This window comes from Pseudomonas sp. WS 5532, assembly GCF_012985445.1.
GTDB lineage: Bacteria > Pseudomonadota > Gammaproteobacteria > Pseudomonadales > Pseudomonadaceae > Aquipseudomonas > Aquipseudomonas edaphica.
The window spans coordinates 43800-62044 of record NZ_JAAQWK010000022.1 but is presented as its reverse complement, the minus strand read 5'-3'; the positions used below and the strand labels follow the sequence as shown (position 1 = coordinate 62044).

18 protein-coding genes are annotated in these 18245 nt (G+C 60.6%); 7 read left to right on the top strand and 11 right to left on the bottom strand.

Going from position 1 to position 18245, the window contains the following annotated elements; translation table 11 throughout:
- Positions 1-129: 129 nt before the first annotated feature.
- From HBO23_RS27580 to rplU, 6 genes are all read right to left on the bottom strand, one after another.
- Positions 130-612 (bottom strand): glutathione peroxidase, encoded by a 483-nt coding sequence (locus HBO23_RS27580; RefSeq protein WP_017137939.1) that lies wholly within the window; start codon positions 610-612, stop codon positions 130-132.
- Positions 613-713: 101 nt separating this feature from the next.
- Positions 714-1178 carry a CreA family protein gene (locus HBO23_RS27575; protein ID WP_017137940.1) on the bottom strand — a complete coding sequence of 155 codons (465 nt, stop codon included), beginning with the start codon at positions 1176-1178 and terminating at the stop codon, positions 714-716.
- Positions 1179-1194: 16 nt separating this feature from the next.
- Positions 1195-2313, bottom strand: coding sequence for a glutamate 5-kinase (proB, locus tag HBO23_RS27570; protein WP_026013771.1), 1119 nt, complete (start codon positions 2311-2313; stop codon positions 1195-1197).
- A gap of 109 nt (positions 2314-2422) precedes the next feature.
- Entirely contained in the window at positions 2423-3646 is a 1224-nt protein-coding gene (gene cgtA, locus HBO23_RS27565; RefSeq protein ID WP_016976186.1) for an Obg family GTPase CgtA, read from the bottom strand.
- Between the two features lie 193 nt (positions 3647-3839).
- Complete coding sequence (gene rpmA / locus HBO23_RS27560; RefSeq protein ID WP_003176049.1) at positions 3840-4097, bottom strand: 50S ribosomal protein L27; 258 nt, start codon at positions 4095-4097, stop codon at positions 3840-3842.
- A gap of 34 nt (positions 4098-4131) precedes the next feature.
- Complete coding sequence (rplU, locus tag HBO23_RS27555; RefSeq protein ID WP_170040506.1) at positions 4132-4446, bottom strand: 50S ribosomal protein L21; 315 nt, start codon at positions 4444-4446, stop codon at positions 4132-4134.
- 239 nt (positions 4447-4685) lie between these two features.
- Between rplU and HBO23_RS27550 the strand changes: the two genes are divergently transcribed.
- From HBO23_RS27550 to HBO23_RS27540, 3 genes are all read left to right on the top strand, one after another.
- Complete coding sequence (locus HBO23_RS27550) at positions 4686-5654, top strand: polyprenyl synthetase family protein (RefSeq protein WP_099549439.1); 969 nt, start codon at positions 4686-4688, stop codon at positions 5652-5654.
- A 195-nt stretch (positions 5655-5849) separates the two neighbouring features.
- Positions 5850-6191, top strand: coding sequence for a zinc ribbon domain-containing protein YjdM (locus HBO23_RS27545; protein WP_003230858.1), 342 nt, complete (start codon positions 5850-5852; stop codon positions 6189-6191).
- A 159-nt stretch (positions 6192-6350) separates the two neighbouring features.
- Positions 6351-6608, top strand: coding sequence for a hypothetical protein (locus tag HBO23_RS27540; protein WP_003194088.1), 258 nt, complete (start codon positions 6351-6353; stop codon positions 6606-6608).
- A 191-nt stretch (positions 6609-6799) separates the two neighbouring features.
- On the opposite strand, the gene HBO23_RS27535 is transcribed toward HBO23_RS27540, so the two are convergent.
- Positions 6800-7417, bottom strand: a complete 618-nt coding sequence (locus HBO23_RS27535; protein WP_017137944.1) for an FKBP-type peptidyl-prolyl cis-trans isomerase — start codon at positions 7415-7417, stop codon at positions 6800-6802.
- Positions 7418-7521: 104 nt separating this feature from the next.
- Complete coding sequence (locus HBO23_RS27530; protein ID WP_170040504.1) at positions 7522-8745, bottom strand: OprD family porin; 1224 nt, start codon at positions 8743-8745, stop codon at positions 7522-7524.
- A 185-nt stretch (positions 8746-8930) separates the two neighbouring features.
- Here HBO23_RS27530 and HBO23_RS27525 point away from each other — a divergent pair, with 185 nt between their 5' ends.
- The 4 genes from HBO23_RS27525 to HBO23_RS27510 all read left to right on the top strand — a co-directional run bounded on the left by HBO23_RS27525 (position 8931) and on the right by HBO23_RS27510 (position 15316).
- On the top strand, positions 8931-9827 hold the full coding sequence (locus HBO23_RS27525) for a LysR family transcriptional regulator (protein ID WP_170040502.1): 897 nt from the start codon (positions 8931-8933) through the stop codon (positions 9825-9827).
- A 109-nt stretch (positions 9828-9936) separates the two neighbouring features.
- Complete coding sequence (locus tag HBO23_RS27520; protein ID WP_170040500.1) at positions 9937-11364, top strand: AbgT family transporter; 1428 nt, start codon at positions 9937-9939, stop codon at positions 11362-11364.
- Positions 11365-11383: 19 nt separating this feature from the next.
- Complete coding sequence (locus tag HBO23_RS27515; RefSeq protein ID WP_170040554.1) at positions 11384-13210, top strand: CocE/NonD family hydrolase; 1827 nt, start codon at positions 11384-11386, stop codon at positions 13208-13210.
- Between the two features lie 186 nt (positions 13211-13396).
- Positions 13397-15316 (top strand): methyl-accepting chemotaxis protein, encoded by a 1920-nt coding sequence (locus HBO23_RS27510; RefSeq protein WP_170040499.1) that lies wholly within the window; start codon positions 13397-13399, stop codon positions 15314-15316.
- 203 nt (positions 15317-15519) lie between these two features.
- Here HBO23_RS27510 and HBO23_RS27505 read toward each other — a convergent pair whose 3' ends face one another.
- From HBO23_RS27505 to HBO23_RS27495, 3 genes are read right to left on the bottom strand one after another with little or no spacing between them, the layout of a single operon-like run.
- Positions 15520-15888: a glyoxalase superfamily protein gene (locus HBO23_RS27505; RefSeq protein ID WP_017137946.1), complete on the bottom strand. Its 369-nt coding sequence runs from the start codon at positions 15886-15888 to the stop codon at positions 15520-15522.
- A 29-nt stretch (positions 15889-15917) separates the two neighbouring features.
- Entirely contained in the window at positions 15918-17381 is a 1464-nt protein-coding gene (locus HBO23_RS27500) for a D-aminoacylase (RefSeq protein WP_099549437.1), read from the bottom strand.
- 1 nt (position 17382) lies between these two features.
- Positions 17383-18243, bottom strand: a complete 861-nt coding sequence (locus tag HBO23_RS27495; protein ID WP_017137948.1) for a MurR/RpiR family transcriptional regulator — start codon at positions 18241-18243, stop codon at positions 17383-17385.
- Between the last annotated feature and the right edge of the window lie 2 nt (positions 18244-18245).

Here is an 18245-nt window from a genome sequence, read left to right as displayed (position 1 = left end):
TAATATGGGCCGTGCCGCGTGCTGGGTAGCACTATTGATCTGGGTGATTAAGGGGTAAAAGTGATGAGGGTTTAGGGCTGCTGCGCAGCCCAGCGGGAGCAAGCTCCCTCGCCACAGTGCAGGAACGATTCAGCTCAAGGCTTTTTCGATGGCCTGTACGATCGTCGGATCATCCGGCGCCGTGCGCGGCGAGAATCGCGCCAGTACTCGCCCATCCTTGCCGAGCAGGAACTTCTCGAAATTCCAGGTGATATCCCCAGGAAACTCCGCGCCCTCGCCCGCCAGCAAGCGATACAGCTGATGGCGATCGTGGCCGTTGACGTCAAGCTTGCTGCCCAACGGAAAGGTCACGCCGTAGTTCAGGCTGCAGAACGCCTGAATTTCTTCCTCGGAGCCCGGTTCCTGGCCTGCAAACTGGTTGCACGGCAGGCCGAGTACGGTAAATCCCTGGCCCTTATACTGCTGGTAAAGGTTTTCCAGGGCGGCGTATTGCGGGGTCAAACCACATTTGGAGGCCACGTTGACCACCAGCACCACTTGCCCCTTGAAAGGCGCCAGCGGCAGCTCTTGTCCGTCCAAAGCTTTGAGTTTCAGGTCGTGGAAAGCACTCATGACGAACTCCAGATATCCCATGTTCTTCGCGTTGCGGCTGTTCGAGATTACAGACCACAAGCCTGCAATCATAGACGCCGATTGAAAAACTCGCCCGCCGGTTACTGCGCGGTCGGCCAGGGCAAAATCGGAATCGCGGTGACCGCATTCTGCGGGCTGCCTTCGATCAGACGGTCGCTGTAGACCAGGTACACCAAGGTATTGCGCTTCTTGTCGAGGAAGCGCACCACCTGCATGGTCTTGAACACCAGCGAGGTGCGCTCCTTGAACACTTCGTCGCCATCCTTGAGCTCGCCCTTGAAGTGAATCGGGCCAACCTGACGGCAGGCAATCGACGCTTCAGCGCGGTCTTCGGCCAGGCCCAGGCCGCCTTTGACGCCGCCGGTCTTGGCACGCGACAGGTAGCAGGTCACGCCGTCGACCTTCGGGTCATCAAACGCCTCGACCACAATACGGTCGTTGGGGCCGACAAACTTGAACACCGTCGACACCTGGCCGATTTCTTCGGCCGAGGCCAGCAACGGCATGGCCAGCAGCAGGCCGAGTAATCCTTTCATGACACGCATCGTGTATTTCCTTTATTCAGACCAGGATCAGGTTATCGCGGTGAACCAGTTCCGGTTCGGCCATGTAACCCAAGAGTCCGACAATCGCGTCGGACGATTGTCCAATAATCTTCTGTGCTTCAAGGGCGCTGTAGTTGGCCAGGCCACGGGCGATCTCGCGACCATCGGGCGCCACACACACCACCATCTCGCCACGGCGGAAGCTGCCCTGCACCAACTTGACGCCGACCGGCAGCAGGCTCTTGTTGCCCTGGGACAAGGCTGACACAGCACCGTCGTCCAGAACCAGCGTGCCACGGGTTTGCAGATGACCGGCCAGCCATTGTTTGCGCGCCGCCAGCATGCCGCGTTCCGGCGACAGCAGCGTACCGATGCGCTCACCGGCCTTGAGGCGATCCAGCACACGCTCCAGGCGCCCACCGACGATGATGGTGTGCGCGCCGGAACGTGCGGCCAGCCGCGCCGCACGCAGTTTGGTCTGCATGCCGCCACGGCCCAATGCACCGCCTACACTGCCGGCCACGGCGTCCAGCGCCGGGTCATCGGCGCGGGCTTCGTAGATAAGCTGGGCGTCGGGGTTGTTACGCGGGTCAGCGTCAAACATGCCGTCGCGGTCGGTGAGGATCACCAGCAGGTCGGCTTCCACCAGGTTGGCGACCAGCGCGGCCAGGGTATCGTTGTCGCCGAAGCGGATTTCGTCGGTGACCACCGTGTCGTTCTCGTTGATTACCGGGATGACCTTGAGCTCAACCAGTGCGCGCAGGGTGCTGCGAGCGTTGAGGTAACGTTTGCGGTCGGACAGGTCGTCGTGGGTCAGCAGGATCTGCGCTGTATGGCGGCCATGCTCGGCAAAGCTGGATTCCCAGGCTTGCACCAAGCCCATCTGGCCGATGGCGGCGGCGGCTTGCAGTTCGTGCATCGCGCTGGGTCGCGCGGTCCAGCCGAGGCGGCTCATCCCGGCGGCAACGGCCCCGGACGAGACCAACACCAACTCGACACCGGCCTCATGCAAGGCCACCATCTGCTCGACCCAGACGCTCATCGCTGCGCGATCCAGACCTTTGCCATCCGCCGTCAGCAGCGCACTTCCGATCTTTACGACCCAGCGCTGCGCACCTGTCACTTTGCTCCGCATCATCTTCAACCTTAGATTGAGGGCCCCGCGACCCAGCGCGGCCCATAACGTTATACCCGGATACCAAAACGCCGCTCCTGGGAGCGGCGTTTGAGTTTATCGCAACCTATCAGTCGCGCACGTAAATGATTTCCGGACCGTCTTCATCATCCACGTCTTCTTCGTCCCAATCGTCGTCGCCGATGTCATGGACCGACTTCACGCCGCTGCGGCGCAGGGCACGCTGGTCGTCCAGAGCTTGCAACTGGGCGCGGGCTTCGTCTTCGATCTGCTGGTCGAGTTCTGCCAGTTCTGCCTTGAATACCGGGTCGGCCGCCAGGCGGTCGGCGCGGTCTTCGAGGTAGCGCATGATGTCGCGGGTCAGGCGCTCGGTGCCTTCTTTGGCGATGGCCGAGATCACGTAGACCGGGCCTTCCCACTCCAGGCGATCAACGATCTCCTTGACGCGTTCTTCGTGCTCTTCTTCGAGGATCTGGTCGCACTTGTTCAGTACCAGCCAGCGGTCACGCTCGGCCAGGGCCGGGCTGAACTTGGTCAGCTCGCTGACGATCACTTCGGCGGCGTCTGGTGCGCTGGTGTCATCCAGCGGCGCCATGTCGACGAGGTGCAGCAGCAAACGGGTGCGCGACAAGTGCTTGAGGAAGCGAATCCCAAGGCCTGCACCGTCGGAAGCACCTTCGATCAAGCCAGGAATGTCGGCGATCACGAAGCTTTTCCAGCGGTCTACGCTGACCACGCCCAGGTTTGGCACCAGGGTGGTGAACGGGTAGTCGGCGACTTTCGGCTTGGCGGCCGAGACCGAGCGGATGAAGGTACTTTTACCGGCGTTCGGCAAGCCCAACAGGCCCACGTCTGCCAGTACTTTCATCTCCAGCTTCAGGTCACGCTGCTCGCCCGGCTTGCCCGGCGTGGTCTGGCGTGGCGCGCGGTTGGTACTGGACTTGAATCGGGTGTTACCCAGACCGTGCCAGCCGCCCTGCACAACCATCAGCTTCTGGCCGGCCTTGGTCAGGTCGCCAATCACTTCCTGGGTCGCGGAATCGATGATCGTGGTGCCGACCGGTACGCGCAGTACCAGGTCTTCGCCTTTTTTACCGGTGCAGTCGGTGCTGCCGCCGTTGGAGCCACGCTCGGCATCGAAGTGCCGGGTGTAACGGTAGTCGACCAGGGTGTTGAGGTTTTCGTCGGCCATCATGTAGATGGAACCGCCGTCACCGCCGTCACCGCCGTTTGGACCACCGTTTTCGATGAACTTTTCGCGACGGAAACTCATGCAACCGTTACCGCCGTCGCCTGCTTTTACTCGGATGGAAACTTCATCAACGAACTTCATAACAAAACGCCTCTCGTCGCACGGACGAGCTTAAGAAACCAAGACATAAGACTCTTGCAAAAATGAGCGCAGCGACCTCAGAAAACGACCGCACATCCAGCGCCTGAGCCCATCACAAACAGCTTTGCAAGAGACTCACTCCACAAACGAAAAAGCCCCGTCGCGAGACAGGGCTTTTCCAGCGATCGCGCAATTAAGCGGCGACAACGCTCACGTAACGGCGGTTGAACGCGCCTTTTACTTCAAACTTGATCACGCCTTCGATTTTAGCGAAGAGGGTGTGATCTTTACCCATGCCAACACCGTAACCGGCGTGGAATTGGGTGCCGCGCTGACGCACGATGATGTTGCCCGGAATGATTTTCTGGCCGCCATACATCTTAACGCCAAGGCGTTTGGCTTCTGAGTCGCGACCGTTACGGGTACTACCACCAGCTTTTTTGTGTGCCATGAGTCAATTCTCCTAGTGAGGAATTAGGCTGAAATTAAGCCTGAATACCGGTGATTTTGATCTCGGTGTACCACTGGCGGTGGCCCATACGCTTCATGTGGTGCTTACGACGACGGAACTTGATGATGCGGACTTTATCGTGACGACCTTGGGAGATCACTTCAGCCACAACGGTAGCGCCAGCAACAACTGGAGCGCCGATGTTCACGTCATCGCCATCAGCGACCAACAGAACGCGATCAAAGGTAACGGATTCGCCAGTAGCGACTTCCAGTTTTTCGATCTTCAGGTATTCACCTGGGGCGACCTTGTATTGCTTGCCACCAGTAACAATTACTGCGTACGACATGGTATTTCTCCGATAATCCTGCTCACCCAGCGCTTTATAAGAAAAGGTATTGGCTGGCATGGCTGCATGGGAGGGACGTCCCGAATGCAATTGCGTAAGGCAGGTGCTGCCCAGGAAGTTCAGGGTGCGCGATTGTACGCAAGGTAAATGGGTGATGCAAGGGGCCGTCTATCGCGCCTTGACACTGCCGGGTCAGGGTCCTAGCATGCCGCGCAACCCTTCTGGAGCGACTGTCGCTGATGCAACCCCAAGCTTTCTACCGCGCGGTCGCGGACGATTTTAGCGCCGTCGACGGCATCATCAAGCAGCAGCTCACGTCTAAAGTGCCGCTGGTCTCCAAAATTGGCGACTACATTACGTCGGCGGGCGGTAAACGCCTGCGACCTTTATTAGTGTTGCTGTGTGGCAAGGCTCTGGGCCGCGAAGGCGATGACCTGCGCCTGCTGGCCGCGACCATCGAATTCCTGCACACCGCGACCCTGCTGCATGACGACGTGGTCGACATGTCCGGCATGCGCCGTGGCCGCGAGACGGCCAATGCGATGTGGGGCAATGCCCCCAGCGTATTGGTGGGCGACTTCCTGTATTCGCGCTCGTTTGAAATGATGGTCGAACTGGGCTCGATGCCGGTGATGAAGATTCTTTCACAAGCCACGCGCATCATCGCCGAAGGCGAAGTACTGCAGCTGTCCAAGGTCCGCGACGCCAGCACCACTGAAGAAACCTACATGGAAGTGATTCGCGGCAAAACCGCGATGCTCTTCGAAGCCTCGACCCACAGCGCCGCCGTCCTGTGTGGCGCAACGACCGAACAGGCCGAAGCCCTGCGCACCTTTGGTGATCACCTGGGCGTGGCGTTCCAACTGGTGGACGACCTGCTCGACTACCGTGGCGACGCCGAAACCCTGGGCAAGAACGTCGGTGACGACCTGGCCGAGGGCAAGCCGACCTTGCCGTTGATCTACACCATGCGCGAAGGCACGCCGGAACAGGCCGCTCTGGTGCGCAAGGCGATCCAGAAAGGCGGGATTGAAGACCTCGAAGCTATCCGTGCAGCGGTAGAAGCCTCGGGTTCCCTGGAGTACACCGCGCAGTTGGCGCGTGACTATGCGGCCCGTGCCATCCAGTGCCTGGAAGCCCTGCCACCCAGCGAGTACCGGGATGCCCTGGTTGAGCTGAGTGAGTTTGCGGTAGCCCGCACGCACTGAGCAATATCTGCGAGCGCAGGCTTGTGTGGGAGCTGGCTTGCCTGCGATAGCATCACCTCGGTATAGCTGACACACCGCGGTGCCTGCATCGCGGGCAAGCCCGGCTCCCACAAGGTTCCGAGGCGCCCACCCCAACCTGCAATAAACCCTATATAATGTGCGACTTTTAGCCATCCTGACTTTCAAGGAGCTTTAGTGAGCACGTTGCCACCCTGCCCGAAATGCAATTCCGAGTACACCTACGAAGACGGCGCCCAGCTGATCTGCCCGGAATGCGCCCATGAGTGGTCCGCCAATGGCGAGGCCGAAGTGGCGGGCGACGAAACCGTGAAGAAAGACTCTGTGGGCAATGTCCTGCAAGACGGCGACACCATCACCGTGATCAAGGACCTCAAGGTCAAGGGCACGTCCCTGGTGGTCAAGGTCGGCACCAAGGTCAAGAACATCCGCCTGTGCGACGGCGATCACGATATCGATTGCAAGATCGACGGTATCGGCCCGATGAAACTCAAGTCCGAGTTCGTGCGCAAAGTCTGAACCTGCTGCTTCCATCCCGCGCCAGCCGCGGGATGGCGTTTTGCCCTCTGCGCTGACCTGCCTCAACATCCACACAGAAAAACCAGGAAACCGCCAATAGGCACTTGCTATTCCACGAATAAGAATTATTCTCATTGAAACCCATCAAGGAGAACGACCATGACTTATTTGATAGATGCCTGGCTGGACCGCCCACACCCATACCTGCGGATCCTGCATCGGGAAACCGGCGAAGTCTGTGCGGTGCTGGAAGAAGAAGCGCTGAATGAACTGCAGGATCAAGGCGACCTGGACGTCAACGGCCTGAGTTCCAGTGAACCTGGGGTGCTGAAGGAGGTGGTGCGTAATCTGTTTCTGTTCTGCTATGCCCGAGCGTTGCGCCCGGCGACAGAGCTCAATGGCAAGTTCCATCCATGAACCACCGCGCAAAACCTGAATGCACCGGCTCTATGTGGGAGCTGGATCTGTTGTGGCGAGGGAGCTTGCTCCCGCTCGGCTGCGCAGCAGTCGCAGGCCTTTAGGGGCGCTTCGCACCCCAGCGCAAGCAAGCTTGCTCGCCACATCAATCCCGGCTCCCACATAGGACCCGGCGCAACCATCAACAGGTCTTACAGAACGTCGAGCAACTCAACGTCGAACACCAGAACGCTGTGCGGCGGAATGCTGCCAACGCCTTGAGCGCCGTAAGCCAGTTCGCTCGGCACGTACAGACGCCATTTGCTGCCGGCATTCATCAGTTGCAGGGCTTCGGTCCAGCCGGCGATCACGCCGCCAACCGGGAATTCTGCAGGCTGGCCGCGCTCGTAGGAGCTGTCGAACACAGTGCCGTCGATCAGGGTGCCGTGGTAGTGAGTACGCACTTGGTCTTCACGGGTCGGCTTGGCGCCGTCACCTGCAGTCAGCACTTCAAATTGCAGGCCGGAAGCCAGGGTGGTGATGCCATCACGCTTGGCGTTTTCAGCCAGGAACGCCAGGCCAGCGCCAGCAGCTGCTTCTGCCTTGGCAGCCGCTTCGGCTTGCATGATTTCACGGATCACTTTGAAGCTCGCCGCCATTTGCTCTTGGTCAACGCGGCTTGCTTTGCCGTCGAACGCGTCGGTCAGGCCGGCCAGGATGGCGTCGATGCTCACGCCCGGTGGCGGGTTGTCGCGCAGTTGGTCGCCCAACTGACGGCCGATACCGTAGCTGACGCGGGTTTCGTCGGTGGACAGATTAACTTCGGACATGAAGAGGCTCCGCTGTAGGACAGCACGGTTTCCCGCGCCATCCAAAACTAAAAGGGCCCGCAGACTAGCACACAAGCCCCGCCTCTGATCAGCCCCCTGCCCCACTACCAAAGCGCCAGGTCGTAGGTCAGATAAAGCCGATAGTTATCGCGGTCGCTGGCGTAGGTGGAACGATAGGTCGCTTTGCGCAACTCCACACCCAAGCCTTTGACGGTACCGTTCTGGATGACATAGCGCAGGTTAGTGTCCGACTCCCACTCCCGCGCCTCACGCCCTCTGTAATCACCGTTGCGCCCTTTGTAATAGCGGGTCATGAAACTCAGGCCCGGCAGCACGGCTTCAAAATCATAGTCGTAGCGCAGCATCCAGGTTTGCTCACCGGCCTGGATGAACTTGCCCACACCGGCGTTAGTGAAGGAATACACCGTCGAGACACTGGCATAAGGCAGCGCAGTGTCGCCGTTGACCTTCTGATAACCGACGCCCAGCGCCTGTGCGCCCAGGCGATAGGTGAACAACCCGCTGAACATGTCGCTGTCCACTTTGCCGTTGCGCGCCTCACCCGCATCGCTGCTGATGAAATAACGCAAATCACTGGTCAGCGTGCCGTTACCCACCGGCTGTTTATGCACAAGGCCAAAAAACTGCTGACGATAGAACTCACGCATTTCGCCGTAATACCAAGTGCCACTGAGCTGCGGCGTGAAGGCATAAGAGGCGCCGGCAAAATCGAAATCGCTGCCCTGTTTGCCGCTGTAGCCCTGGGGATAAATAGCCACGCTGTCGGTGGAGTTTCGCTGCTTGAATTTATCCAGATGCCCGGCATGCAGGTACAGGTTGCGAATACCGCTGTACTCCACCTGAGTGCCTTGAAAAGTCTGCGGCAGCAGGCGTCCGTCGTTATGCACCAGCACTGGAATCTTCGGCAGCAAGGTGCCGGTTTTCACCACGGCATCGCCCCAGCGCATCTTTGCGGTGACGCCCAGGCTGGAGAATTCACTGGCGGCATGGCCATCGTCATGCACCGGCAATAAACCCGTGCCGGCGTGAGTCGGGCTGGAGTCGAGCCGCAGCCCCGCCAACCCCAACGCGTCCAGACCAAACCCTAGCGTGCCTTCGGTATAGCCTGACTGCAGGTTGAGTAAAAAACCTTGCGCCCACTCTTTGCGATCCTCGCCGCCGTCGCGGTAATCGTCGTTGAAGTAGAAATTACGCAAGGTCAGGCGAGCCTTTGAATCCTCCCAGAACCCCTGGGCCAGGAGTACAGGCGACACACCTGCCAGCAGGCACGCCGAGGCCAATTTTCCTCGATTGAAAAGTTTATGCATCGCTGTTTCCTCTATGCCTTATTGTCGTTTTTTTATGGGCAGTTCCACCGCGCGACACACTGGACGGCACCTCGCGTTGGAGCGGACACTAACGGCTCGTCGAAAGCCCCACAACGTTATGCGAGATGCGCATCAGGCTATGCGCAAAGCACCGCCAGCCCCTCGCAACCGACAGGAAAATCACGGTGAATCTCAAGCAGCTCGAAGCCTTCAAGGCGATCATGTCCACCGGTTCGACCATCGGCGCAGCAACACGCATGGGCCTGTCGCAATCGGCCGTCAGCCGCCTGTTGAGTCAGCTGGAGGAGGCGTTGGGTTTCGTATTGTTTCTGCGCAAAAAAGGTCGCCTGATGGCCACCGCAGAAGCGGAAGAGTTACTGACCGAAGTCGCCGGCCTGGTAGACGGCATGCAGCGTATCCAACGCCTGGCAGACGAAATGCGCGTGGGCCGCTCGCGCAAAAGCCTGCTCAAGGTCGGGGTGCCCACCAGCATGACCCAAGAGCTTTTGCCACGGATCGTCGCGGAGTTTCTCAAGAGCCATGACGACATCGTGGTCGAGTTGCTGACCGGCTCTTACGACATGATCGAGCGCGCCGTACTCGACCGGTCCGCCGACCTGGGTTTTGTGCGCCTGCCAACGGAAATTCCCGACTTCGACATCGAGCCCGTGCTGCAAACCGAAGGCGTGTGCGTGATGCCCGCCGACCACCCACTGACTCGCCACGCCTGTATCGAGGTGCAGCACTTGCGCAATGTGCCGTTGGTGATGCTCGGCCGACAACGGGCTTTACGGGCTGAGTTGAACCAGGTGTTTCGCGCTGCCAACCTCACGCCGCAAGTGCGGGTCGAAGTGCATTCGGTAGGCGCGGCATGCAGCTTTGTCGCCGAAGGCCTGGGGGTGTCGATCGTCAACGGTTTGCTCGCCAGCCACTTCCTGCACCTGCCGATCGTGACCCGGCCTTTTCGCCCTGCACTGCCTTACACTTTCGGCCTGGCCTATCGCGCCAATGAGCCACGCCCACAGGTGGTCACAGCGTTTGCCGAGCATCTCAAGCAGCGCTTGAACGCACAAAACGCATAGCCCGACCCACCCTGCGCATAACGTTGTCGCCGCCAAAACTTTGCCCTAGTGTCCGCTCCACACGCGTCACTCCCCCATAACAACAACGGCAAACGCCGGGGCAGCCAGCATGAGCGAATCACAGAATTTCTCCACAGCGGCGGCGGTGGAAAAACCCACGCAACGCAAACAGATCAACCCGGCCATCATCCTGCTGAGCATCGTCTTGCTCGCCGTGGCCTTCACCTATGCGGTGAACTCGGGCAAGTTCGAGCGCCAGAACGGGCTGGTAGTGCCCGGCTCTTATCAGGTGCTGGAGAAACACGACAGCCTGGGCCAATTGTTCGCGCTGGAGCCACGCAAGGCCGGCGATACAGTGGCCCGCCCGGTGTCTCTGGTCGAAGGTTTCATGGCCATCCCCAAAGGCATCGAGAAACGTGCAGCGCTGATCTTCATGGTGCTGTTCATCGGCGGCATGTTTGGCGTACTGAACAAGGCCGGGGTGATCGACGCCGGACTGGAGCGTTTACTGGGCCTGACCCGCGGCAACATCTACGTGCTGGTGCCGAGCCTGATGCTGGTGTTCTCGGCGGGCAGCACGTTCATGGGCCTGGCCAAGGAGTTTATTCTGATCGTGCCGCTGATGGTCGCCATGGCCAACCGGCTGGGGCTGTCGAACCTGATCGGGCTGGCTATCGTCACGATCTCGGTGAAGATCGGCTACCTCGCTTCAATCTCCAATCCCGTGGCGCTGTCCGTCGCTCAGCCGATGGTCGGGCTGCCGATATTCAGCGGTTTAAGCATGCGCGTACTGGCTTACTGCAGCTTTCTGCTGGTGGGGATTGCCTTCGTGCTGTGGAGTATCCGCAAGCACGGTTTTGATGCGACAGCGCAGATTACGTTCGAACATAAACCCTTGCCCACGCGCCACTTGATCAACCTGACTGTGCTGCTGAGCGGCATCGGTTTTCTGGTCTACGCCTCCAACCGCTGGGGCTGGAAGTACCATGAGCTGTCGGCGTTTTACCTGTTGCTGACGGTGGCGTTCAGTGTGATTGCCGGGCTAGGTGCGAGTGTCGCCGCCAGTGCCTTTGTCGATGGCATGAAGAAGGTGCTGATTGCCGGCGTGCTGATCGGCCTGGCCACCGCCGTGGAAATCATCCTCAGTACCGGCCAAGTGCTCGACACCATCGTCCACACCCTGGCCAACCTGGTAGGCGACCACGGCCCGATTGTGTCGGCCTACGGCATGTTCTTCGCACAACTGGGGCTGGACGTGTTGATCCCGTCCACCTCGGGCCAGGCGGCGGTGACCATGCCGATCTTCGGCCCGCTGGGCCAACTCTCCGGCGTCAGCCCGCAGACCACTGTATTCGCGTTTCTGATGGGCAATGGCCTGACCAACATGATCACCCCAACCTCCAGTGGCCTGCTGGTGTTGCTGGCCACCGCCAATGTCGGTTGGGGCCAATGGGCGCGCTACATCCTGCCGCTGTTTCTGATCTACGCCGTACTGGCGATGGTGTTGCTGGCTATCGCGGTCACGAGCGGGTACTGAGTCGATGAGTGTTTTCCCCATGCAAACCCTGCACAACCACATGATCCCGATGCGCGACGGCATCCACCTGGCCACCGATATCTATTTGCCGGCAGGCAGCTGCGGCCCTTTCCCGGTGGTCATTGAACGCACGCCCTACGACAAGAGCAAACCCTCTCGCTCGGAAAAACAACTCGACGGCCAGCACATCTCTCGAGAACAGATGGCGGCACGCTTTACCGACCAAGGCTTTGTCGCAATCTTTCAGGACTGCCGGGGCCGCTATGCCTCTGAAGGCGTGTTTACCAAATACACCGCCGAGGGCGAGGACGGTTTCGACACGCTTGCATGGATCGTCCGCCAGCCGTGGTGCAACGGCAAGATCGGCAGCATGGGCCTGTCTTACGCCGCGCATACCCAACTGGCGATGGCCTGTCTGCACCCACCGGGCTTGAGCAGCATGGTGCTCGACAGCGGCGGCTTCGCCAACGCCTATCAGTGCGGGATTCGCCAGGGTGGCGCGTTCGAACTCAAGCAGGCCACCTGGGCCTTTCGCCAGGCCAAGGAAAGCCCAGCAGCCTTGGCCGATCCACAGGTTCGCCAAGCACTGGAGCAGGAAGATATCCATCATTGGTTTACGCGGATGCCCTGGCAACCCGGCCAGTCACCTTTGCGCCATGTGCCGGAATACGAGGCCTACGTGCTGGAGCAGTGGGCCAAGGGCACATTCAGTGAGTATTGGCGCACGTCCGGCATCTATGCCGAGGGCTACTATCGGCAACTGCCCGACATTCCAGTGTTGTTCATGTCCAGTTGGTATGACGCCTATGTCAGCTCCACCCTGGCCAACTACAGCGCCTTCAGGCAAAACACCTCGGCCCACCAGCGGCTGGTGATGGGGCCATGGCTGCACGGTGACCGCAATATCAGCCACAGCGGCGACGTCGAGTTCGGGCCGCAGGCAGCATTCGATGGCCAGGTCGATCAGAACTGGCTGAGCTGTCGCCTGGCGTGGTTCGAACAATCGCTCAAACCCTCGCCTCACGCGCCCAAGGCCAGCGTGCAGGTATTTCTGATGGGGGGCGGCAGCGGCCAACGTGACCCTGACGGCCGACTGCAACACGGCGGACGCTGGTTGCAATCGACGCAATGGCCGCTGCCAGGCAGCCGGGTGCAGACGCTCTACTTGACGGCTCAAGGGCAACTGAGCGGCACTGCACCAGACGCAACCGACGCGTGCTTGAGCTACCTCGCCGACCCGGCCTGTCCGGTCCCGACCCTCGGCGGTGCGCTGACCTCCGGCGCCCCCATCTTCGTGGGCGGCGCTTTCGACCAACGTGAGCGTGCCGACTTCTTCGGCACCCGTGGCGACAACCGCCCTCTGAGCGAGCGCAAAGATGTGCTGAGCTTCCTTACCGAGCCGCTCATTGAAGACTTGATTGTCGCAGGTGATGTACAGATCGAGTTATGGATAGACAGCGATGCACCCGACACCGACTTCACCGCCAAGCTGATCGACCTGTACCCGCCCAGTGCCGACTACCCCGATGGTTTTGCGATGAACATCACCGACGGCATCCGCCGTTGTCGCTATCGAGACTCCTGGGAGCAGCCGACGGCACTGACACCGGGTAAACGGGTAAAGGTCACGATCGAGCCCTTCGCCACCTGCAACCTGTTCAAGCGCGGCCATCGACTGCGCCTGGATATCGCCAGCAGCAACTTCCCCAGGTTTGACGTGAACCCCAACAGTGGTGAGCCTTCTGGCCAGGCCCACCATTCAAGGGTGGCACGCAACACTGTGCACCTGAGCGCGGGTGCCGCGTCTTGCCTCAGACTCACCGTGGTGCCCGCTACCGCACTATAAGCCAGCTGGGAGCCTGCTGAGAGCCTGCGGGGCCGCCGTTGCTGCCAGGCAACAGCGACCCTTCGTCGCACCCGTAAGAAATGTATTTCAGAATCATCGCCTGCCGCCGATACCCCCGTACAAACTTTGGCTGGCTCAAACAACAACACCGTCCAGCAGACACACATCATTCTTGCGGAGCATTCGATGAATAGCTGGTTCGGCAACATCAGCGTCAACCTCAAACTCGGCCTGGGCTTTGGCCTGGTGCTGGTCCTCACCTCGATCCTGGCCCTGACCGGCTGGACCAGCCTGGGCGGCTTGATTGACCGTAGCAACTGGATGAGCGACATCACCCAGCTCAACGCGTCCCTGACCAAGCTGCGCATCGTGCGCCTGCAATACATGCTCGCCAATGGCGACGAAGCCGTGGCACAGAACGTCCAGACCAGCCTCGACGCCTTCGCCGCCCAGCAACAGAAACTGCTGGACAGCTTCAAGAGCCCGGAAAACCGCAAGCTGCTCACCGAGCAGAAAGCCGTCATCACGGCTTACCAGCAGTCGCTGAACAAAATGCGTGAGGCCTACCGTAACGGCAATGCCGCGCGCCAAGTGATGGGCGACAAGGCCGATATCGCCAACGGGCAGATCGACGCACTGGAAGCCAGCGTGCAGCAAGCGCCCGACAGCCCGGAACGCTTCACCCAGTACCAGGCCGTGACGCACGCCAAGGAAGAGTTCCACCTGGCGCGCTATGAAGTGCGCGGCTACACCAACTCCCCCAGCGCAGAAACCGAAGCCCGCGCCGCTGCACAAATCGAAAAAGCCATCGCCGGTTTGAAAAGCCTCAGCGCCGCGTTTGGCACCAGCCAACAAAGCGCACTGACGTCGCTGGAAACCGCACTCGGTGCCTATCGCAGCGCCGTACAGAGCTACAAGGCTGCCAACGCCAACATCGTCACTGCGCGCGCCGAAATGACCACCCAGGGCGCCGACATCGTCACCATCAGCGACAAGCTGTACGACATCCAGCTCGATCGCCGCGACGCCGAAAGCACCCAGGCCCGCAGCCTGCAATTGATCAGCACCTTGCTGGCGTTGTTGGTCGGCATCATCGCGGCGCTGGTCATTACCCGCCAGATCACTCGCCCGATCCAGGACACCCTGGCCGTGGTGGAACGCATCGCTTCCGGTGACCTGAGCCACAACATCCAGGTGACCCGCCGCGATGAACTCGGCGTATTGCAGCAAGGTATCCAGCGCATGGGCACTACCCTGCGTGAGCTGATCAGCGGCATTCGTGACGGCGTAACCCAGATCGCCAGCGCCGCCGAAGAACTCTCGGCCGTGACCGAGCAGACCAGTGCCGGCGTGAACAGCCAGAAGATCGAGACCGATCAAGTCGCCACCGCGATGCATGAAATGACTGCCACCGTGCAGGAAGTCGCGCGCAACGCCGAGCAAGCGTCGCTGGCCGCCGCCGATGCCGATGGCCAAGCCCGCGCCGGCGACAAAGTGGTGGCCGAGGCCATCGCCCAGATCGAACGCCTGGCCGCCGAAGTGGCGCGCTCTACTGACGCAATGACGCACCTGCAACAAGAGAGCAACAAGATCGGCAGCGTGATGGACGTGATCAAGGCCGTGGCCGAGCAGACCAACCTGTTGGCGCTCAACGCGGCGATTGAAGCGGCGCGTGCCGGTGAAGCCGGTCGTGGTTTTGCCGTGGTGGCTGACGAAGTGCGCGGCCTGGCCCAGCGCACACAAAAATCCACCGAAGAAATCGAAGGCCTGGTCGCCGGTTTGCAGAACGGCACCCAGCAAGTGGCCACGGTGATGAATAACAGCCGCAGCCTCACCGACAGCAGCGTCGAGCTGACGCGCAAGGCCGGTGTGTCGCTGGAGAACATCACGCGTACCGTGTCGAATATCCAGTCGATGAACCAGCAGATTGCAGCGGCCGCCGAGCAGCAGAGCGCCGTGGCTGAAGAGATCAGCCGCAGCATTGTGAACGTGCGCGATGTGTCGGAGCAAACGGCTACTGCGAGCGATGAGACGGCTAAATCGAGCGTGGAACTGGCGCGTTTGGGCAGCCAGCTGCAGCAGATGGTCAGTCATTTCCGGGTGTAAAAACCCAACGCTGACTACGCACAAACTCTGTGGCGAGGGAGCTTGCTCCCGCTGGGTCGCGCAGCGGCCCCTACTGAAGTTGATCGATATTTGACATCGGGAGCGCAGCGAATGCCTTGGGGCTGCTGCGCAGCCCAACGGGAGCAAGCTCCCTCGCCACAGGCAAACTTAGACATACTCGGCTTGCCTTGAGTCCCTTGCCCTCAGCCCTCGCCTTCCTCAACAAACACCAGTCGATTCCCAAACGGGTCCTTGATGCTCATCTCCCGCGAGCCCCAAGGCGTTTCTTCAACCCCAGGCTTGGCATACCGGTAGTCCTTGGCCAGCAACTGCTGCTGGTAGCCGTCCACGCCTTGCGCCTGAATCCGCACCGCCGAGCCCGGCGAAGCATCGCCATGGTGCTCGGACAAATGCAGCACGCACTCGCCCAGCGACACTTGCAGATACAACGGGAAATTCGCCTCGAAACGGTGCTGCCAGTCAACCTTGAACCCCAGGAAGTCGACGTAGAACTCCAACGCCTTGGCCTCGTCGAAGATCCGCAAAATCGGGGTGACTTTTCCTAAGTGCATGGCAACTGCTCCGTGTATGAATGCGCCCACTATAGGGACGAAAACCCGCCACGCAAATCCCCATTGCGCGCGAGGAACAGCCCCGGCCGTTGCCCATTGGCCTGCCCATCGCTATAGCTCAGCACGCCATTGACCCACACGCCATCAATCCCCTCGGCAGCGCGTTGCGGTTCTTTGAAATCCGCCACATCACGCACGCGCAACGGGTCGAACAACACCAGGTCGGCCCAGTGCCCTTCACGAATTTCTCCACGCTCGGCCAGCCCAAAACGCGCCGCCGACAACCCGGTCATCTTGTGCACCGCCGTGTGCAGTGGAAACAACCCCACATCCCGGCTGAAGTGCCCCAGCACCCGTGGAAATGCGCCCCACAAACGTGGATGGGGAAACGGGTCTTCCGGCAAACCATCCGAACCCACCATCGACAACGGATGCGCAAGAATACGCCGTACATCCGCCTCATCCATCCCGTAGTACACGGCCCCTGCCGGTTGCAGGCGACGTGCCGCATCCATCAGCGAAACCTCCCACTGCGCCGCGATGTCCTGCAAGTCGCGCCCGCCGACCTCCGGGTGCGGTGTTGACCAGGTAATAGTGATACGAAACGCGTCGGTGACCTGCTTCAAATCCAGCGTCGACGAGCTGGCGGCATAGGGATAGCAATCACACCCGACCGGATGGGTTTGCGCTGCCAATTCCAACGATGCCAACAGTTGCGGACTGCGCCCCCAATTGCCCGCACCGGCGCACTTGAGGTGGGAAATGATCACCGGTGCCTGCGCATGTCGGCCAATCACAAACGCCTCGTCCATCGCCTCCAGTACCGGTTCGAATTCGCTGCGCAAATGCGTGGTGTACACCGCACCAAACGCCGTGAGTTCTTCACTGAGCTGCAGCACTTCATCGGTCTCGGCATTAAACGCGCTGGCGTAGGCCAGGCCTGTGGATAAACCGAGGGCACCCGCCTGCAGACTCTCCTGCAACTGCACACGCATGGCGGCAATTTCACTGGGCGTGGCGGTGCGGTGCAGGTCGTCCATATGGTTGCTGCGCAAGGCGGTGTGGCCGATCAAAGCGGCAACGTTGACTGCCGGATGAGCACTTTCCACGGCAGCACGATAGTCGGCAAAACGTGGATAAGCGAATGCCTCACGCGCCCCCAGCAGGTTCATCGGGTCCGGTGGGTCGCTACGTAAACTCACCGGCGATGCGCTGATGCCGCAGTTGCCGACAATCACTGTGGTCACGCCCTGGCTGAGCTTGGGCAGCATCTGCGGGTGGCGGATCACCACCGTGTCATCGTGGGTGTGCACGTCGATAAAACCCGGCGCCAACACGCGGCCACTGGCGTCGACTTCATGCTCGCCGGTTGCGCTCGACAAGTCGCCGATCGTCTCGATGCGCCCGGCGCGCAGCCCCACATCGGCGACATAGCCCGGCGTGTTGCTGCCATCAATGATCAGCGCCTGGCGGATCAACGTGTCGTACTTCATATCAGTCTCCAAGCGGCAGGCTGTCGGGGCCGCCGCGATAATCGTCGAGGGCCAGCTTGATCCGGCGCAGGCGTTCCTGGTTGTCGTCCGGCAGGGCCAGCGCCAGTTCGGTGGCGAGCAGGTCGATGGCCAACAGCATGCCGTAGCGCGCCGCGGTGGGCTTGTAGATAAAACTGGTTTCGGCCGGTTGCAGCGGCAGTAATACATCCGCCAATTCGGCCAGGGGTGAGTCGGCCAGGGTGATGGCGATGATGGGGGCATCGTAGCTACGCGCAAGCTTCACGACGTCCAACAGTTCTGGCGTCAGCCCGGTGAGCGAGCACACGATCAGCGCCTGCTCCGGGCCTAAAGTGGCCGCCGTGACCCGCATCATCACCGGGTCATGGCTGGCGGCAATCGGGTAGCCCAGGCGTACCAGGCGCACCTGCAATTCGTCACTGCACAGGCTCGATGGGCCGCCCATGCCAAACGCGTGAATCATCCGCGCCTTGCCCAACAGGCTGACCGCATCAACAAAACTGGCCTGGTTAAACCCCGACAGGTGCTGACGCAACGTCGCTTCGATATCCCCCAGAATCTGCCGGTGAAAGGCCGACTGCTCCGGCAACCCGGCCGGGTCCAGAAAACGACTGCCCACGCCACTGGCCTGGGCCAATTGCAGGCGCAAATCACGTAAATCGCGGCAACCGACACTGCGAGCAAAACGCGACAAAGTTGCCGTGCTGACCTCGGCCCGTTGCGACAACGCTTCCAGGCTGGCCGACGCGGCAAAGCCCACATCATCGAGCATCAGCTTTGCGATACGGCCCTCGCCGGCGCTGAACGAATCCTGGCGGGCGCGGATCTGGTAGAGGATGTCCATGA